At 67.4% G+C, this 15,486-nt stretch carries 10 protein-coding genes, 2 rRNA genes and 1 pseudogene (1 of these 13 cut by a window edge); 7 read left to right on the top strand and 6 right to left on the bottom strand.

Annotated features, from left to right (window positions below; all coding sequences use genetic code 11):
• From JHW41_RS24200 to JHW41_RS24190, 3 genes are all read left to right on the top strand, one after another.
• Window positions 1-2,472: ribosomal RNA gene (locus tag JHW41_RS24200) — 23S ribosomal RNA — on the top strand (it extends 392 nt beyond the left edge of the window).
• Window positions 2,473-2,640: 168 nt separating this feature from the next.
• Window positions 2,641-2,755 (top strand): 5S ribosomal RNA (rrf, locus tag JHW41_RS24195).
• 44 nt (window positions 2,756-2,799) lie between these two features.
• Window positions 2,800-4,848, top strand: a complete 2,049-nt coding sequence (locus JHW41_RS24190) for a hypothetical protein (protein ID WP_250448095.1) — start codon at window positions 2,800-2,802, stop codon at window positions 4,846-4,848.
• A gap of 351 nt (window positions 4,849-5,199) precedes the next feature.
• On the opposite strand, the gene JHW41_RS24185 is transcribed toward JHW41_RS24190, so the two are convergent.
• The 4 genes from JHW41_RS24185 to JHW41_RS24170 all read right to left on the bottom strand — a co-directional run bounded on the left by JHW41_RS24185 (window position 5,200) and on the right by JHW41_RS24170 (window position 9,441).
• On the bottom strand, window positions 5,200-5,934 hold the full coding sequence (locus JHW41_RS24185; protein ID WP_250448094.1) for a 2OG-Fe dioxygenase family protein: 735 nt from the start codon (window positions 5,932-5,934) through the stop codon (window positions 5,200-5,202).
• Window positions 5,935-6,108: 174 nt separating this feature from the next.
• Window positions 6,109-6,504 carry an MAPEG family protein gene (locus tag JHW41_RS24180; protein ID WP_250448092.1) on the bottom strand — a complete coding sequence of 132 codons (396 nt, stop codon included), beginning with the start codon at window positions 6,502-6,504 and terminating at the stop codon, window positions 6,109-6,111.
• A 285-nt stretch (window positions 6,505-6,789) separates the two neighbouring features.
• Window positions 6,790-8,565 carry a M28 family metallopeptidase gene (locus tag JHW41_RS24175; protein WP_428995428.1) on the bottom strand — a complete coding sequence of 592 codons (1,776 nt, stop codon included), beginning with the start codon at window positions 8,563-8,565 and terminating at the stop codon, window positions 6,790-6,792.
• Window positions 8,566-8,775: 210 nt separating this feature from the next.
• Complete coding sequence (locus JHW41_RS24170) at window positions 8,776-9,441, bottom strand: hypothetical protein (protein ID WP_057945916.1); 666 nt, start codon at window positions 9,439-9,441, stop codon at window positions 8,776-8,778.
• A gap of 245 nt (window positions 9,442-9,686) precedes the next feature.
• On the opposite strand from JHW41_RS24170, the gene gpmI reads away from it, so the two are divergent.
• From gpmI to JHW41_RS27675, 4 genes are all read left to right on the top strand, one after another.
• Window positions 9,687-11,222, top strand: coding sequence for a 2,3-bisphosphoglycerate-independent phosphoglycerate mutase (gene gpmI / locus JHW41_RS24165; RefSeq protein WP_250448090.1), 1,536 nt, complete (start codon window positions 9,687-9,689; stop codon window positions 11,220-11,222).
• The gene (locus JHW41_RS24160) at window positions 11,222-12,487 is read left to right on the top strand and encodes a murein hydrolase activator EnvC family protein (RefSeq protein WP_057945918.1); all 1,266 of its coding nucleotides are present in this window, start codon (window positions 11,222-11,224) and stop codon (window positions 12,485-12,487) included. Before gpmI ends, JHW41_RS24160 begins: the two co-directional genes overlap by 1 nt.
• 295 nt (window positions 12,488-12,782) lie before the next feature.
• The gene (locus tag JHW41_RS24155; RefSeq protein ID WP_250448089.1) at window positions 12,783-14,255 is read left to right on the top strand and encodes a S41 family peptidase; all 1,473 of its coding nucleotides are present in this window, start codon (window positions 12,783-12,785) and stop codon (window positions 14,253-14,255) included.
• A gap of 93 nt (window positions 14,256-14,348) precedes the next feature.
• Window positions 14,349-14,504, top strand: a complete 156-nt coding sequence (locus JHW41_RS27675; RefSeq protein WP_428995427.1) for a DUF6053 domain-containing protein — start codon at window positions 14,349-14,351, stop codon at window positions 14,502-14,504.
• Here JHW41_RS27675 and JHW41_RS24150 read toward each other — a convergent pair.
• Complete coding sequence (locus JHW41_RS24150; RefSeq protein WP_138884559.1) at window positions 14,465-15,103, bottom strand: hypothetical protein; 639 nt, start codon at window positions 15,101-15,103, stop codon at window positions 14,465-14,467. The genes JHW41_RS27675 and JHW41_RS24150 overlap by 40 nt on opposite strands.
• A 34-nt stretch (window positions 15,104-15,137) precedes the next feature.
• Window positions 15,138-15,456: pseudogene (locus tag JHW41_RS24145) on the bottom strand (DUF1820 family protein).
• Window positions 15,457-15,486: the final 30 nt, after the last annotated feature.

Raw genomic sequence — 15,486 nt, 5'->3', positions numbered from 1 at the left:
GGGGGACCATCCTCCAAGGCTAAATACTCCTGACCGACCGATAGTGAACCAGTACCGTGAGGGAAAGGCGAAAAGAACCCTGGTGAAGGGAGTGAAATAGATCCTGAAACCGTGTGCGTACAAGCAGTAGGAGCCCGCAAGGGTGACTGCGTACCTTTTGTATAATGGGTCAGCGACTTACTGTTCGTGGCAAGCTTAACCGTATAGGGGAGGCGAAGGGAAACCGAGTCTGATAAGGGCGCATAGTCGCGGGCAGTAGACCCGAAACCGGGTGATCTAGTCATGCCCAGGGTGAAGGTTGAGTAACATCAACTGGAGGCCCGAACCCACTCCCGTTGCAAAGGTAGGGGATGAGGTGTGATTAGGAGTGAAAAGCTAATCGAACCCGGAGATAGCTGGTTCTCCTCGAAAGCTATTTAGGTAGCGCCTCGGACGAATACTACTGGGGGTAGAGCACTGTTATGGCTAGGGGGTCATTGCGACTTACCAAACCATGGCAAACTCCGAATACCAGTACGTACTATCCGGGAGACACACGGCGGGTGCTAACGTCCGTCGTGAAAAGGGAAACAACCCAGACCCACAGCTAAGGTCCCAAATTCATCGCTAAGTGGTGAACGATGTGGAAAGGCACAGACAGCCAGGAGGTTGGCTTAGAAGCAGCCACCCTTTAAAGAAAGCGTAATAGCTCACTGGTCGAGTCGGTCTGCGCGGAAGATTTAACGGGGCTAAGCGATGAACCGAAGCTTGGGGTGCATACTTTGTATGCGCGGTAGAGGAGCGTTCCGTAAGCCGATGAAGGTGGATTGAGAAGTCTGCTGGAGGTATCGGAAGTGCGAATGCTGACATGAGTAACGATAATGCGGGTGAAAAGCCCGCACGCCGAAAGCCCAAGGTTTCCTTGCGCAACGTTAATCGACGCAGGGTGAGTCGGCCCCTAAGGCGAGGCAGAAATGCGTAGTCGATGGGAAGCAGGTTAATATTCCTGCACCTCGCGTAAGTGCGATGGAGGGACGGAGAAGGTTAGGCAGGCCAGGCGTTGGTTGTCCTGGTGAGAGAGTTGAGGCGGTCCCCTTAGGCAAATCCGGGGGGGCAACGTTGAGACTAAGGACCGGCCCATTAGGGCTAGGCTGCTGATATCACGCTTCCAGGAAAAGCTCCTAAGCTTCAGCTTACGCAGACCGTACCGTAAACCGACACAGGTGGGCAGGATGAGAATTCTCAGGCGCTTGAGAGAACTCGGGTGAAGGAACTAGGCAAAATAGCACCGTAACTTCGGGAGAAGGTGCGCCCTCCATGGTTAATAGCTGAGGGGGGCCGCAGTGACCAGGCCGCTGCGACTGTTTATCAAAAACACAGCACTCTGCAAACACGAAAGTGGACGTATAGGGTGTGACGCCTGCCCGGTGCTGGAAGGTTAATTGATGGGGTTAGCCGCAAGGCGAAGCTCTTGATCGAAGCCCCAGTAAACGGCGGCCGTAACTATAACGGTCCTAAGGTAGCGAAATTCCTTGTCGGGTAAGTTCCGACCTGCACGAATGGCGTAACGACAGCGGCGCTGTCTCCACCCGAGACTCAGTGAAATTGAAATCGCTGTGAAGATGCAGCGTTCCCGCGGCAAGACGGAAAGACCCCGTGAACCTTTACTATAGCTTTACATTGAACGTTGAGTTCGTCTGTGTAGGATAGGTGGGAGGCTATGAAACTGTGGCGCTAGCTGCAGTGGAGCCATCCTTGAAATACCACCCTGTCGTGCTTGACGTTCTAACCTGGGCCCGTTATCCGGGTCGGGGACCATGTATGGTGGGTAGTTTGACTGGGGCGGTCTCCTCCCAAAGTGTAACGGAGGAGCACGAAGGTACGCTCAGCGCGGTCGGACATCGCGCACTGTGTGCAAAGGCATAAGCGTGCTTGACTGCAAGATCGACGGATCAAGCAGGTACGAAAGTAGGTCTTAGTGATCCGGTGGTTCTGTATGGAAGGGCCATCGCTCAACGGATAAAAGGTACTCCGGGGATAACAGGCTGATACCGCCCAAGAGTTCATATCGACGGCGGTGTTTGGCACCTCGATGTCGGCTCATCACATCCTGGGGCTGTAGTCGGTCCCAAGGGTATGGCTGTTCGCCATTTAAAGTGGTACGCGAGCTGGGTTCAGAACGTCGTGAGACAGTTCGGTCCCTATCTGTCGTGGGCGTTGGAGATTTGAGAGGGGCTGCTCCTAGTACGAGAGGACCGGAGTGGACGAACCTCTGGTGTTCCGGTTGTCACGCCAGTGGCACTGCCGGGTAGCTATGTTCGGAAGCGATAACCGCTGAAAGCATCTAAGCGGGAAGCGCGCCTCAAGATGAGATCTCCCGGGAGCTCGACTCCCCTAAAGGAACCATCAAGACTAGGTGGTTGATAGGCAGGGTGTGTAAGTGCGGCAACGCATTGAGCTAACCTGTACTAATGATCCGTGTGGCTTGACCATATAACCTCAAGTGGCCTTGGACTCGACGACGCGTCGACACTCCAATCCAACACTGACTCGCTACATTCCAATCTATTCGCCGACAACGGGTACCATTCCGTTGAAAGCAAACCCACGTGAGCGTGAGCGCAACTCAATCCATCGAGACCTGCGACCCTCCACCCTCTCCCTGGTGATAATAGCTGTGTGGAACCACCCGATCCCATCCCGAACTCGGAAGTGAAACGCACATGCGCCGATGGTAGTGTGGCTTAAGCCATGCAAGAGTAGGTCATCGCCAGGGGCTTTTCCCAGAAGGCCGGATCCCAAGGATCCGGCCTTCTTCTTTTGCACCACGAAAACATCATCGACGGCTGCGCCCCGAGAGTTTCTGCAGCGCACGCGCCTGTATCGGGCCATGCGCACATCGCCTGTGCGGCGCAAGAAAATAAAACGATCTCCCCCGGTCGCAGAGGCGACTGCAGGCCGGGGTTTCATCATCGCCGTAACGGCCTACGCCCCGGGCGCCACGGCACGGCCGGTGGCGGCAGCGAAGACACACACGCGCTGCGAATCGGACGCTACTGGCACGACGCAACCCGCGATCCGCGACAGCACCACCCGCTTACCGTTCGCTCGAACCATGGGGCGAGACCCGCGCCGTCTCTTTCTCCGCCCAAGAAACTTCGAACCTCGACAATTCCCCTGCGCGGGCGGTTCCGCGCGGGAATACGAGAACGAAGGGGTGTTCGAATGGAAAGAAGAAAGTTCATAGGCGTGCCGCTGGCGATGACCGCGGCCGCGGCGACGGCGGCATTGACTAGCGGCGCCTCGGTGGCCCAGCAGAGCTCGTTGGTCGATGCCAAGGACGTGGGTTACTCGCCTGTCGACGGTGGCACGGTCGCGCGCTCGGTCCAGAACAAGCTGCGCGAGGGCTTGAGCGTCAAGGATTTCGGCGCGATCGGCGACGGCGTCGCCGACGATTCGGGCGCGTTCGCGCAGGCGGCCGCGGCGGTGGGCCAGGTCTACGTGCCGGTCGGGGACTATGCGGTGACGGCCGAACCTGCGTTGGGCAAGTTCTACGGTCCTGGCCGGGTCAGGATCGGTTCGGCGCGAGCGTATGTACATCCGCTGCCGGGACCGGTCAACGAGATCCACGCCGACGTGTTCGGCCTTGCGGCCAACGAGCACGCCGACTCGGCGGCGGCGTTGCAGGCCGCGGTGGATTACGCCAACGATCGCGCGATCGCGTTGGCGCTGCCGGCCGGGCGCCGCATCCGCGTCGACGCCACCGTGGTGGTCAAGCTCGCGGCGGCCGCCGTCGGCGATCCGGCGCGTCGCTTCCTGCTCAAGGGCAACAACTGCGAAATCATGGCCAATGTCGCCGGACCGGCGCTGCATCTGGCGCCGCAGTGCCCGGTCGGCGGCGTGCCTGGGCTGGAGGTCGGCTACTTCCAGGTCGACAATCTGCGCTTCAACGGCTACTTCGCCAACGAGAGCGGCCTGGCCGGTCGTTGCGCGATCAAGATCGGCGAGATCGGCAGGAAATTCGCCGGCTTCCAGAAGTGCCAACTGCGCGATGTATTCGCGCTCGGCTTTAACGCGCCGACGATCAAGCTCACCGGCGCCTTGACCCGGATGGTCAATTTCGACCGGGTCGTGGTCAACGACGGCGGCCTGGAGATCGTCGCCAACGAGGACGCGTCGTTCATCGGCGATCTGGACTTCAACAACTGCCAGTTCGGCGGAACGGCCGCGAACCCGCCGATCAGGATCGAGTCCGCCGGCGCGGACGCGAGCAGCGAAATCCGCGGGGTGCGCTTCTACGGCTCGGTGATCTACGGCCCGGGCACGTTGCTGTACGCGCATCGCAAGGGCCGCATCGGCGATATCTGGTTCAACTCGATGCAGTGGGAAGGCAACAGCAACCCGGTCGGCGCGCACGCGCTGTGGATCGCGCTGGACAACAACGCCGACCTGTTCCAGGTCTTCATCAACGATCCCTACGTCGTCGGCTTCAACGGCAACGCGATGCTGTTCGAGCGCTTCGGCGCGGCGACCGTCAAGGCGGTGTCGGTGCGCGGGGCGAAGATCAACGAGATCATGACCGCGCAGTACCGCCCGATCGTGTTGACCCAGTTCGACAACACGTCGATCCTGGATTGCGATTTCTTCGGCCAGATCGCCGCGGATTCCTGCGTTTCGGTCTACAACGCGAGCAACGTGGCGATCAGCCGTTGCCGCTCGACGCCGAACGCGGCGACGCCGTACTTCGCCGAAATCAGCGGCAGCTCGAATCGGGTCTTGCTGGCCAACAACATCGCCGATACCCGGACCGACTTCATCGCCAACACGGCCAGCGGCAGCGTGGTGACCGACAACAACATCAACTTCTGACCGCAGCGGCCGCGCCGGGCGAGAGCCGCCCGGCGCGTGTCGCCCGGTCCGGACGCGTTTCGGCCCGCGCGCTCGGAACGTCGTCGCCAGCACGCCGCGGTGCGCTTTCCGAGTCCGGCGCGTGCCGCCCGATTCGAGCGGGGCTTGGCCCGCGTGCTCAGGCTCGCATGCGGGGCGTCATCATCGGCATGCCGCGATACGCATTGCTAATGCGGCGCGTGCCGCCCGATTCGAGCGGGGTTTGGCCTGCGCGCTCAGGCTCGCACGCGGGACGCCATCATCGGCATGCAGCGATACGCTTTCTTACCGCGGCGCATGCCGCCGTGTCCGACCGCGGTTCGGCCCGCGCGCTCAGGCCTGCGCCCGGAACGTTACGACCAGCACGTCGCGATGCGCTTCGCGCGAGGGATCTTGCGGCGTCACCGCGGTGACGCCGTGGAATACCCGCGCGTCGTCGACCAGGGCGGCGTCGAGCGGGGCGGTCAGAGTGAAGCTGCCGAGTTCGGCGCCGTCGCGGTCGTGGATGGTGGTGGTGCCGCTGACGATGTTGTGGCGGTCGATGAGCAGCACCAGCACGTAGTCGACGCCGTCGCGGTGCACGCCTTCGGGCGTCGGCTGGCCTTCGCGATCGGGACCGGCCTCGATGCGGAACTGGTGCAGTTCGATGCGCCAGGCCGCGGTGCGCGGCGCCAGCGTGGAGAAGAAGTCGCGGCAGAAGCCGAGCACGGTGCCCAGGCTGGCGCCGTCGGCGATGTCCTGGCGCAGCGGTTCGAACCAGCGCTCGATATCGCCTTGCAGGGCGTTGTAGCTCAACGCCTGGTAATGCGGCTGGTGCGGTTGGCGTTCGATCGTGCCGTCGCGTCCGGCATGGAAGACGGCGTGGCGGCGACGGCGATGGCGGCCGACCTGGGCCAGGTAGGCGTCGGGCGCGAGGTCGTTCCAGCTCGCGGCGAACGCGTCCCAGTCGTCGAGCGAGCCGTGTTGCAGCAGGTGGGCGCGCATGTCGGCGCCGGCGACGAAACGGAAACCGCTGTCGCGGATGGAACGGGCGAAGTCTTCGTGATCGGACGGGGGCAGGGCGGACATGACGGGCTCGGTGCGTGGAGCGGCGCGCGGGTGCGCGAACGAAAGGCGGCTCAGAGCGCGGCTGGCGGCAGCTGGCGCGCGAGGGGACGGGCGAATGCGCGCCATCGCCATCGGATCGGGCCGCCCCGGGCGCCGCTTGCCGCAACGCTCATCGTCGTGCGCTCCCGTCGCGGCTCAGATCGTGGCCAGCGCCGCCAACACCAGCAGCGCGACCGTGCAGGCGAATCCGCCGGCCCAGACCGCGCTGCGCAGCGAGGCCTTGCCGGCGATGTAGAACACGCCGTGGAGGATGCGGAAGGCGATGAACGCCAGCGCGAGCACGTCGATCCAGCCGGTGTCCACGCCGGCCATCTGCGCGCCGAGCACGCCGGCGGCGAAGGCCGGGAAGGCTTCGAAGGCGTTGAGGTGGGCGGCGTACGCGGCCTTGGAGCGCGGATTGTCCTGGCGCGCCTGCCAGCCGCGCGGGTCGCGGTTGTCGTAGCGCTGGCCGTTGGCCTTGGCCAGCGAGGTCCACAGGTAGGGCAGCAGTGCCGCGGCCAGCAGGCACCAGTAGGCGATGGTCATCGACATGGGGCCTTCCTTGCGGCCGGGCCGCGCGACTGCGGCGACACCAGCCTAGCGGAAAAAACGACGGCGCCCAGAGGCGCCGCCGTCGGATCGCTTTGCGGTCGCGGGCGGCCGGAGCGCCGTGCAGCCGGCTTGGCGGACTGCCGCCGGGCACGACGGGTCGTGTCGAACCGCGGGCCCGCTGCGATTCGCATTGCGACCGCCGACGGCAGGACCGTCGAGGCCGCTGGCCCGGCTGGTTTCCAGCCCGGCGCAACGCGCCACGACGGTCCGCCGGACGACGGGGGCTTACTTCTTCGCCGGCGCCATCAGCTTGTCGTGGGCGGCGCGGAAGGCGTTGCCCTGGTACCAGTTCGGCCACTGCTCGTTGCCGGCCAAAACCTTGCCGACGCCGTACAGCGCGTCGAGGTCCTGGACCACGCCGTCGAGCTTCCAGTTCGGATCGAACTGGTCGGCCGGCTTGTGATACCGGTTGTCGCGGTAATCGACCTGGGCCTTCTGCCCGGCTTCCACGCCGCCGTCGATCAGGTCGTCGCCGCCCTTGGCGTACAGCGCCGGCACGCCGGCCTTGGCGAAGTTGAAGTGGTCGGAGCGGAAGTAGAAGCCGTCCTGCGGCGTGCCCTCGGCATGCAGCACGCGGCCCTGGCCGTCGGCGACGGTCTTGAGGATGTCCTCGAGCTCCGAGCTGCCGTAGCCGACCACGGTCATGTCGCGGGCCTTGCCGATGATCGGCATCGCGTCGAGGTTGATGACGGCGACGGTCTTGTTCAGCGGCACGGTCGGGTGGGCGACGTAGTACTTGGAGCCGAGCAGGCCCGACTCTTCCAGCGTCACCGCCAGGAACAGCAGCGAGCGGTCCGGTGGCGGGGTCTGCTTGCTGAAGGCCTCGGCGATCTCGAGGATGCCGGCCACGCCCGAAGCGTTGTCGACCGCGCCGTTGTAGATCGTGTCGTGGCCCTCGCCCTTCGCCGCCGCCGCGTGGCCTTCGTGGCCGCCTTCTTCGGCGTGGTGCCCCAGGTGGTCCCAGTGCGCCATGTAGACGATCGCTTCGTCCGGACGCTTGGCGCCGTCGAGCCGGGCGATCACGTTGCGCGAGGACTTCTCGCTGATCTTGCTCTTCAGGTCCACCGAGGCCTTGGCCTGCAGGGGAATGGCCTTGAAGCCGCGCTTGCCGGCGGCCTGGTAGAGCTGGTCGAGATCCTGGCCGAGGTCGGCGAACAACGTGCGCGCGGTGTCGGCGGTGATCCAGCCCTGCACCGGCAGGCGCGGTTCCGGATCGTCCTTGGCCGGCAGGTCGAACTGCGCGCCGGACCACGAGTTCTTGACCACGTCCCAGCCGTACGAGGCGCCGGCGGCGTCGTGCACGATCAGCGCGGCCTTGGCGCCCTGGCGCGCGGCCTCTTCGAACTTGTAGGTCCAGCGGCCGTAGTAGGTCATCCGCTTGCCTTCGAACAAGGTCGCGTCCTGGCCGTGGAAGCCCGGGTCGTTGACGAACATCACCACCGTCTTGCCCTTGACGTCGACGCCGGCGTAGTCGTTCCACTGCTGCTCCGGCGCGTTGACGCCGTAGCCGACGAACACCAGGTCGCTGGCGTCGACCTTCACTTCCGCCTGGCCGGTGCGGGTGCCCACGACCATGTCGGCGCCGAACTTGAGCTCGCGCGTCTGTCCCTTGACGTCGAGCTTGAGCGTCGTGCCTTCGTCGGCGGTGGTTTCCACCATCGGCACGGTCTGGAAATAGCTGTCGCCGTTGCCCGGCTTCAGGCCGAGGCGCTTGAACTGCGCTTCCAGGTACTGGACGGTCTTGTCCTCGCCGGCGCTGCCGGGGGCGCGGCCCTCGAACTCGTCGGAGGCCAGCACCTTGACGTGCTGGGCGAAGTCGGCGGCGTTGACGGCCGCGTCGAAGGCGTGGTCGCCGGCGGGCGCGGCCGCGGCGGGGGCGGCCGGATCGGACGCCGGTTGCGCCGCGGCGGCGCCGTCGGCGGGCGTTTGCTTGCAGGCGCTCAGCGCAAGCGTCGCGACGACCAGCGAGGTCGCGGCGAAGAGCGGACTATTTCGGGACAAGGTCTGGAACCTCCAAGGGCGGCCAGCGGCCGGGGCGTGGGGGAGGTCCATTCTAGGTGCAGGCCCGGGCCGCGGCGGGCCGGGCCGGCTTGACCGATCCGGGCGCTTCGCCGGGCGGCGCGCCGGGGCGCGCGGCGGTAAAGCCCCCGCGGCGGGCGCCCTTCACGGCCAGGAGAAGGCGGCGCCCGCGGCGGAGGCGGAGGACGGCGATTACTGCGCCGGCGGGGTCGCGCCGCTGAAGGCGATGGCGGTGGCGCCGCGGATCGCGCCGGTCTTGGCGCTGGCGTGCACGTACAGCTTGACCGGGCGCTCGAACACCAGCGGGCCGTCCACGCGCGCGTTCGGGCCGACGATCACGATCGGATCGCGCTTCTGGAAGGTGAAGTTGCCGGTCGGCTTGGTGTACTTGATGCCGCCGGCGACGTGCGAATCGACGCCGACGGTGACGTCGCCGTTGACCGTCTCGATGCCGCCGGTCAGTTCGGTGGCGACCAGGCCGATCGAGCCGTTGACGGTCTCCACGTCGCCGCGCACGCGGCCGCCGCGGTCGACGAAGACGCCGCCGTTGACGGTCTCGATGCCGTCGCTGGCGGTGAGCTTGGTGCCGGCGCGGATGCTGCCGTTGACCGTCTCCAGGCGGCCGGTCTGGGCGCCGTTGCCGACGTTGATGCTGCCGTTGACGGTCTGCGCGTCCTGGACGGCGGCGTTGTCGCCGACGCGGATGCTGCCGTTGACGGTTTCCACGTCGCCGCGGCGCTGGCCGGCCTCGACGGTGATGCTGCCGTTGACCTTGCTGACATCGTCGTCGGCCAGGGCCGCGGTCGAGGACAGGGCGATGAGGACGGACAGGCAGGCGGACAGCTGGGTGCGGGTCATGGCGGGTTCCGTTGTTCGGGTGGGCATGGCTTGTGATGCGGCGGACGCGCGGACGGTTTACGCCGCGGCGAAAAAATCCTCGGGGCGGTCGCCGCGGGGCGCCATCGTCGCCGCCGCGTCGTCGTCGTCGCGGTTTGCGCCGCCGTTCCCCGGGGCTTCATCGCCCGCTTCGCTACAATCGCCCAATCCGCGCGCCGCGGCGCCCGTCCTTAGTCATTCCGCCCTTCGTCATAGGAAACGCCCACGTGTCTGCGACCTCCCGCCCCAAGCCCGTAGTGCTGCTGATCCTCGACGGCTGGGGCCACCGCGACGACCCGGCCGACAACGCCCTGGCCCAGGCCGACCTGCCGAACTGGCGCGCGCTGCTGGCCAGCCAGGCGCACACCCTGATCCACACCGAGGGCCGCCACGTCGGCCTGCCCGACGGGCAGATGGGCAATTCCGAGGTCGGCCACATGAACCTCGGCGCCGGCCGCATCGTCTACCAGGACCTGACCCGCATCGACGCGGCGGTCGAGGACGGCAGCTTCTTCGCCAACCAGGAACTGCGCGCCGCCTGCGCCGCGGCCCAGGCCGCCGGCGCGACCTTGCACCTGCTGGGCCTGCTCTCGCCCGGCGGCGTGCACAGCCACGAGCGGCACATTTTCGCGATGATCGAACTGGCCCGCCGCGAAGGCGTGGCGAAGGTCGCCGTGCACGCCTTCCTCGACGGCCGCGACATGCCGCCGAAGTCGGCCGCGCCGAGCCTGCAACGCCTGCAGCAGGCCTGCGACGAGGCCGGCAACGCGCATATCGCCAGCATCGGCGGCCGCTACTACGCGATGGACCGCGACAAGCGCTGGGACCGCCAGCTGCGCGCCTGGGACGCGATCGTCGAAGCGCGCAGCGAACAGCATGCCGCGACCGCGCTGGAAGGCCTCGAAGCGGCCTACGCGCGCGGCGAGACCGACGAATTCGTCGCCCCCACCGTGATCGGCGACGCCCGGCCGATGGCCGACGGCGACGCGGTGGTGTTCATGAACTTCCGCGCCGACCGCGCGCGCCAGCTCACCGCCGCGTTCGTGGATCCGAACTTCGACGGCTATCAGGCGCGCACGCCGAAGCTGTCGCGCTTCGTCTGTCTGACCGAATACGACGCCAAGCTGCCGGCGTCGGTCGCGTTCGGCCCCGACGATCTGCGCAATACGCTCGGCGAGTTGCTGGCCGAGCATGGCCTGAGCCAGCTGCGCATCGCCGAAACCGAGAAGTACGCCCACGTCACCTTCTTCTTCAGCGGCGGCCGCGAAGAGCCCTACGCCGGCGAAACCCGCATCCTGGTGCCGAGCCCGAAGGTCGCCACCTACGACCTGCAGCCGGAAATGAGCTGCCCGGAAGTGACCGCCAAGCTGGTCGAGACGATCCGCGCGCAGGCGGTGGACGTGGCGATCTGCAACATCGCCAACCCCGACATGGTCGGCCACACCGGCGACCTGCAGGCCGCGATCCTGGCCGCGCAGGCGGTCGACAAGGCCATCGGCGCGATCGCCGCGGCGGTGCAGGAGGTGCACGGCGCGCTGCTGATCACCGCCGACCACGGCAACCTGGAGATGATGCGCGACGCCTCGACCGGGCAGCCGCATACCGCGCACACCGTCGGCCCGGTGCCGCTGGTGTACGTCGGCCCGCGCAAGGCGGCGCTGCGTTCCGGCGGCGCGCTGCGCGACGTCGCGCCGACCATCCTGGATCTGCTCGGGCTGCCGCAGCCCGAGGAGATGACCGGCCGCAGCCTGCTGGAGGGCTGATGCGTATCGCGTGCGCGTGGATGTTGGCGCTGCTGGCGGCGCTGCCGTTGGCGGCGCCGCCGGCGCGCGCCGCGGCGCAGCAGGGCAGCAGCCGCGAGACCGAGCGCAAGCTCGAGAAGATCAAGACCGAGTTGAAGTCGGTCGCGGCCGAGCGGCGCAAGCTGGAAGGACAGCGCGGCGATGCGGCGCAGAAGCTGCGCGCGGCCGACGAACAGGTCGGCCGTTCCAACCGGGTGCTGCGCGACACCGAGACGCGGCTGGCGCGCGAGCACGCCGCGCTCAAGCAGACCCAGGACCAGCGCGATTCGCTCAAGAAGAATCTCGGCGCGCGCCGCAAGGAGCTGGAACAACTGCTGCGCGCCGCCTATGCGCAGGGCAACGATGCGCCGCTCAAGGCGCTGCTGTCGCAGGACCGGGTCGCCGACAGCGGCCGCATCCTGACCTATCACGGCTATCTGCAGCGCGACCGCGCGCGCCGCATCGACGAACTGACCGCGCAGCTGCGCGAGCTGGACCGGCTCGAACGCGAGATCGTCGAGCGCCGCGCCAGCCTCGACAGCACCCGCAAGCAACAGCGCGCGCAGCTGGGCCAGCTCGAGAAGGACCGCAAGGACCGCGCCGTCCTGGTCGCCCAGATCAACGAAAAATACGAAGACCGCAGCACCCGCGAGCGCGAACTCGGCCGCGACGCCAAGGGGCTCGAGCAATTGTTGGCCAAGCTGCGCGCGGCCGCCGCGCGCGCCGAGGCCCAGCGCCGCGCCGCGGCCAAGGCCCGCGCCGAACGCGAAGCGCGCGAGGCGCGCGCCGCCGCCGCGGCGGCGGCCAAGGGCAAGCCCGCGCCGGTGCGCAAGCCGCCGGTCGCGGTCGCCAGCGCGCCCGCGCCGCAGGTCGGCGGCCTGGGATGGCCGGTGTCGGGCGCGTTGCTGGCCGGCTTCGGCGGCACCATGCCCGACGGCCGCAGCAGCGAGGGCCTGCTGATCGGCGCGCCGGCCGGCGCCACGGTCAAGGCGGTCGGCGACGGCACCGTGGTCTATTCGGAATGGATGACCGGCTACGGCCTGTTGCTGATCGTCGACCACGGCAACGGCTACATGAGTCTGTACGCCAACAACGACGCCCTGCTCAAGGACGCCGGGGCGACGGTCAAGAAGGGCGACGCCGTCGCCACCGTCGGCAGTTCCGGCGGCCACGGCCGGCCGGCGTTGTACTTCGAATTGCGCCGCGGCGGGCAGCCGGTGAACCCGGGCGTGTGGCTGCGGCGTTGAGGCGCGCGGGTCGCTTGGCGGCGTGAGCGTCGTCGCGGCTTCGGCGCAGTGGCGCGGCTGGCGGTGTTTGTGGCCGCGGTTTGCGCACTCGGCGCGGCCCGGAACGTAGTGCGCGCCGCGGCGGACAGGCCGCGCGGGCCGGCAGCGGCGCGAGGGCCGCGGGTTTTAACGAAAGCTTGCAAGCGCCCCGCTTAACGTGCGCAGATAATCGACCGAACCCTGGCCGCCTCGCGCGGTCCGACTGCCACGGGCCGCCGCACGCGGTCCAACCGCCATCCGCTTCGGAGCGTCGTGCATGTCCCTGCGTCACCCCCTGCGTAGTCTGCTTCCGCTCGCCCTGGCGCTGGGCGCCGTGCCGGCCCTGGCCCAGCAGCCCGCGCCGCCCGCGCAGGCGACCCCGCCCGCCGCGCCGGTGCAAGCGCCGCCCGCCGCGTCCCAGCCCGCGCCCGCCGCCGACGATGCGGACGATGCCGACGCGCAAGACGACGGCCAGGCCACGCCGCCGGCGCAGGCGCCGGGCAAGCGCAGCGCCAAGGCCGGCAAGGACGACAGCGATTCGAAGGTGCCGATCGACGAGATCCGCCGCTACGTCGCGGTCTACAACGCGGTCAAGCAGGCGTATGTCGAACCCGTCGACGACGCCAAGCTGATGCATTCGGCGATCCGCGGCCTGCTGTTCGACCTCGACCCGCACAGCGTCTATTTCGACAAGGCCGACGCCGAGAATTTCGACGAACAATCGCGCGGCAACTACGACGGCATCGGCGTGGAGCTGCTGCGCCAGCCCGACGGCACGCTGCGGGTGATCTCGCCGATCGACGACACTCCGGCCGCGCGCGCCGGGATCAAGGCCGGCGACCTGATCACCGCGATCGACGGCAAGCCGTTCAAGGTCGACGAAGGCGACAGTTCCGGCCCGCTGCGCGGCGCGCCGGGCAGCAAGGTCGTGCTGACCATCGTGCGCGAGGGCCGCGACAAGCCCTTCGACGTGACCGTGGCGCGCGAGACCATCCGCGTGGCCAGCGTCAAGAGCCGCATGCTCGAGCCGGGCTACGGCTACCTGCGGGTGAGCGCGTTCCAGGCCGACACCGCGGCCGATTTCGAAACCCAGCTGCGCAAGCTCAAGGAGCAGTCCGGCGGCAAGCTGCGCGGCCTGGTGCTGGACCTGCGCAGCAATCCCGGCGGCCTGCTGACCTCGGCGGTGCAGATCGCCGACGACCTGCTCGAGCGCGGCAAGATCGTCAGCACCCGCGGCCGCATCGCCATCAGCGACGCCGAATTCAGCGCCACCCCGGGCGACCTGCTCGACGGCGCGCCGCTGATGGTGCTGGTCGACGCCGGTTCGGCCAGCGCCTCGGAAGTGCTGGCCGGCGCGTTGCGCGACAACGGCCGCGGCCGGGTGATCGGCAGCCGCACCTTCGGCAAGGGCTCGGTGCAGACCGTGTTGCCGCTGGACAACGGCGACTCGGTCAAGCTCACCACCGCGCGCTATTACACGCCCAGCGGCAAGTCGATCCAGGCGCTGGGCATCGTGCCCGACGTGACCCTGCGCGCGCCCAAGGACGACAAGAGCGACCGTCCCAGCTATACCGAGGCGGCCTTGCCCGGCCACCTGCACGGCGACGAAGAAGGCCAGCCGGGCAGCAACGCCGGCGAGGTGCTCGACGGCGACGGCCCGATCGCTTCGGCGCTGGCGGAGTTGAAGACGCCCGGCGCGACCAAGGCGGCGCAGTCGGCGAAGAAGCCGGCGCCCGCGGCCAAGCGCTGAACGAGCCCGCCACCGGCTCGAAAAAACGCCCGGCCTGCGCCGGGCGTTTTTTTGTTGGCGGCTGCAGCTTTTGTGGGAGGGACTTCAGTCCCGATGCCTTTGTTTCAGCTCGAAGCGATCGGGCACAAGAGCGTCGGGACTGAAGTCCCTCCCACAGAAGCTACTGCCGCAAAAGCCGTGGACTTCAATGCGACAGCCGAGTTCGCGGCTCACTCGACCGGATCGAAGAACGCGCGCAGCAACCGGTAATGCTCGTCGCCGGGGTCGTCGCGGAAACGCCGGTACTCGCGATAGCGCAGGTGCGCGTCCGACAGCCCGCGCTTGCGCAGGATCGCGCGCGCGGCGGTTTCGACCTCCTCGTCGTCGCCGCGCTGCCAGAAGCGCACTTCCTGCTCGACGAAGGGAATCTGCAGTTCGATCCGGAACGGCATCTCGCGGCCGTAGTCCTCGTCCCAGTTGGCCTCGGCCAGTCCGGTCCATCGCAGCGCGAAGCGGCGGCCGTCGCGCGCGCCCAGGCTCAGCTCGCTCAGCGGCAGGCTCAGGTGCGAGCACAGGTACAAGGTCGGCAGGCTGTCGCCCTGGTCTTCGTCGTCCTGCCAGCGGAAGCGGCAGCGTTGCTGTTCCAGCTCGCGCCAGTCGCCGATGCGCAGCGGCAGCGATTCGTCGTAGAAGCGCGGACTCAACGCCTGGGCGAAGTCGCCATCGCCGAAGCGCTGCGCGCGCCCGCTCACTTCGATCGACCAACGCGGCTCGCCGCCGGCGTCCTCGTACAGCCAGCCATGCAACTGCGCGCGTTCGACCGGGATGCGCAGGTCCTTGAGTTCGATCAGGTCTTCGCGTCGATCCATCGCGCCGATGTCCATGAACGCCGGATCCGTCGCGTCAGCGCGGCTTGGCCGGTAGCGGGAACGGCGTCACCACGCGCTCGCCCGAGGCCGCGTCGCGGATCGCCGACTGGCCCTTCCGCTCGACTTCCTCGATCCGCACGATGGCTCTGCATCGGCAAGTGCAGCACGCGGGTGTTGCCGAACTCGTCGCGCAAGCGCTCTTCGGTCGGGTCGACCACCAGTCCGTCGTGCAGGTCGAACACCAACTCGCTGACCTCGGTGAAGCCCCACAGCGTGCCCGCGCCGATCTTGCGCGCGTACAGCTCGTAGATCTTGCCGGCATTGAGGAAGGTGACTTTGTAGAGCGTGGACATGGCGGGCGCGGAATGAAGGGAGAGAGGGCG

It is taken from the genome of Lysobacter enzymogenes (assembly GCF_023617245.1).
GTDB classification, from domain to species: domain Bacteria; phylum Pseudomonadota; class Gammaproteobacteria; order Xanthomonadales; family Xanthomonadaceae; genus Lysobacter; species Lysobacter yananisis.
The sequence above is the reverse complement of the archived record's forward strand: the minus strand, read 5'-3'. Positions and strand labels throughout refer to the sequence as shown.